Source organism: Pseudonocardia bannensis, assembly GCF_012911875.1.
GTDB classification, from domain to species: Bacteria; Actinomycetota; Actinomycetes; order Mycobacteriales; family Pseudonocardiaceae; genus Pseudonocardia; species Pseudonocardia bannensis.
On sequence record NZ_JAAXKZ010000248.1, the window covers coordinates 1 to 1,981 of the forward strand.

The 1,981-nt window shown below is 73.1% G+C and carries 1 protein-coding gene and 1 pseudogene; both read left to right on the forward strand.

All coding sequences use genetic code 11. From position 1 onward, the window contains the following. Positions 1-1,439: putative type IV secretion/conjugal transfer ATPase (locus HF519_RS29940; protein ID WP_312860434.1), on the forward strand; the 1,439-nt coding region annotated here is incomplete at its 5' end. A gap of 12 nt (positions 1,440-1,451) precedes the next feature. Continuing rightward, positions 1,452-1,981, forward strand: a pseudogene (locus HF519_RS29945) (C40 family peptidase); the annotation flags it as partial.

The window sequence follows — 1,981 nt, forward strand, 5'->3', positions numbered from 1 at the left end:
TCCCCACCACCCGGGGCAGGAACCAGCTCGACGCCGCCTCCGGCACGATGCCGCGGCGGGGCCGCACCGAGCCCGGTCAGGGCTGGGCCCCGGTCGACGTCGCCGCCCGGATGCCGGTCTATCAGGCCGCCACCTCGGAGGTGGGTGGGCTGTTCCCGCTGCTGGCCGCCAACGGCGTGCCCGCGCTCGGGGCCCGGATGGGCTACGACACGCTCTCGGGTGGGGCGTTCTACTGCCACCCCATCGAATGGCTGCTGCGCGGCCTGGCCACCAACCCGAACATGGTCCTGTTCGGCGAGCCCGGCCGCGGCAAGTCCTCCACGGTGGTGGCGTTCTGCCTGCGGATGATGCTGTTCGGGATCAAGACGCTGATCTCCGGCGACGTCAAGGGCGAGTACACCCCGCTGCTGCGCGCGCTGGGGATCACCCCGATCGCGCTGGGCCGGGGCAGCCCGGCCCGGCTCAACGCCCTCGACCTCGGCCCGCTCGCGACCCGCTGGGACACCTGGTCGGTGACCCGGCAGCGCGAGGAGCTCACCGGGGTCCTCGGGCGCTGGACCAAACTCCTCGCTGCGCTGGCCGAGACCCAGGGCTACCCGCCCACGGTCACCGACGAGGCGGTACTGGCCGCGGTGCTGCGCCGCCTGGTCGGCGCCGGGGACGGCTACACCGCGCTGCGCCCGGTGACGATCCCCGACGTCGCCCGCGAGCTCTCCGACCCCGACGACGAACTGTGGCGAGAGGCCCGCTTCGCCGGGCGCCGGGAATTCCTCGACCACACCCGCTCGATCACCGACGCGCTGTCCAACCTGGTCGTCGGCCCGCTGGCGGGGCTGTTCGACGCCCAGACCAACTTCGCCCTGGACTTCGACGCCCCGATCCAGTCGATGGACCTGTCGCTGCTGCGCTCCCGCGGCGACCAGGCCATCGCCGTCGCCCTGACCTGCCTGGGCTCGTGGTCATCGCTGATCACCGACCTACAGGACGACGGGGAGATCCGCATCGTGGTCCGCGACGAGGTGTGGCGCCAGATGCGCCTCGGGCTGCGCGCGGTCCACGCAGTGGACTCCGACCTGCGGCTGTCCCGCGCCGAACGCAAGATCCAGCTGCTGGTCATGCACAAGCCCTCGGACCTGCTCTCGGTCGGCGCGGCCGGCTCCCAGGAAGTCGCGATCGCCAAGGACCTGCTCGCCCTGTGCTCCACGCGGATCCTGCTCGGACAGTCCACCCGGGTCGCCGACGAGCTCGCCACCGACCTCGCCCTGTCGGAGAAGGAACAGGACGTCACCACCGGGTGGGCGATGGAACGCCGCGGCCGCGCCCTGTGGAAGATCGAGAACAACCCCGGCTACAAGGTCCAGACCGTGCTGTCCGCGACCGAGCAGCGGATCTTCGACACCAACGCCCAGCTGCGCGCGCCCTCCGGCGCCACCACCTGAGCCGGGGCCGGGGTGAACTCACGCACCGCCCTCCTCGCGGGCGCCGGCGGGGTCGTCGCGGTGCTGGCGACCGCGCTGCTCGGGCTCGCGCTGCTGGTCGCGACGTTCACCGGCCCGGTCGCCGGTGGCTGCGACGGCGACGGCGGCACCGGCGGCGGCGCCCAGCGGATCGGGCCGCGGACGTGGTCGGCCGAGCAGACCGCGAACGCCCAGACCATCACCCAGATCGCCGTGCAGCGCGGGCTGCCCCGGCGCGCCGCTGTGATCGCCGTGTCCACCGCGATCGTCGAGTCCGACCTGGTCAACGTCAACTACGGCGACCGGGACTCCCTCGGGCTGTTCCAGCAGCGCCCCTCCCAGGGCTGGGGGTCCCCCGAGCAGATCATCAACCCCGCCTACGCCACCGACACCTTCTACGACAAGCTCCTCGCCCTCCCCGACTGGCAGCAGCTCCCGCCCGGCGCGGCCGCCCAAGCCGTGCAGCGCTCAGCGCTCCCCGACCGCTACGCCCCCCAGGAAGCCGCGGCCGCCAAGATCGTGGG